This window comes from Pseudomonas sp. EA_5y_Pfl2_R50, from assembly GCF_963970475.1.
Taxonomy (GTDB): Bacteria; Pseudomonadota; Gammaproteobacteria; order Pseudomonadales; family Pseudomonadaceae; genus Aquipseudomonas.
In genome coordinates this window covers 1-482 of record NZ_CAXAPT010000140.1, presented here as the reverse complement: position 1 = coordinate 482, position 482 = coordinate 1, and the positions used below count along the sequence as shown (strand labels likewise).

The 482-nt window shown below is 65.6% G+C and carries 1 protein-coding gene and 1 pseudogene; both read left to right on the top strand.

The annotated features are described in order from the left end of the window. On the top strand, positions 1–268 hold a 268-nt coding region (locus AACY19_RS27125; protein ID WP_339454573.1), incomplete at its 5' end, for a hypothetical protein. 33 nt (positions 269–301) lie between these two features. After that, positions 302–482, top strand: a pseudogene (locus tag AACY19_RS27120) (hypothetical protein); the annotation flags it as partial.

Genomic DNA, 482 nt, shown 5'->3' with positions numbered 1-482 from the left:
GCATGACGCCGTGATCGGTACCGATGGTGGCGCGGCGCTGGTCGCGGGCAATGGTGCCGTTGCCCTACTCAAACGCCACGGTGCGAGGATCGCCGCGCGTCGCCTGATCGCGCCGCTTCAGCTCAGCCAGGGAATCGAGGGCGTGCGGATCGAAACGGGCGAGCGGCTGTTCGGCAGCGTGCTGTTGTTCGGCGTAACCGATATCGAAGTGCGCGCGATCGAGGCATCGGCCGACCGACCGCGCGATGTCGTGGTCACGCTGCATTGACAAAGAGGCACTGACAAGGGTGTAAGTAGCGTCATGGAGCTGCCCGATCCCGTCCAATATGCTGTGCCCGGCTTCATTGTGCTGGTGCTGGCCGAGATGGTGGTCGCCCGGATGCGCGACCGCACCCGTTACGAACCGCGCGATACGTTGACCTCGCTCTTGCTGGGGCTGGGCAGCACCGTCGCGGGGGCGCTGTCGGTCGGCCTGGTTTATG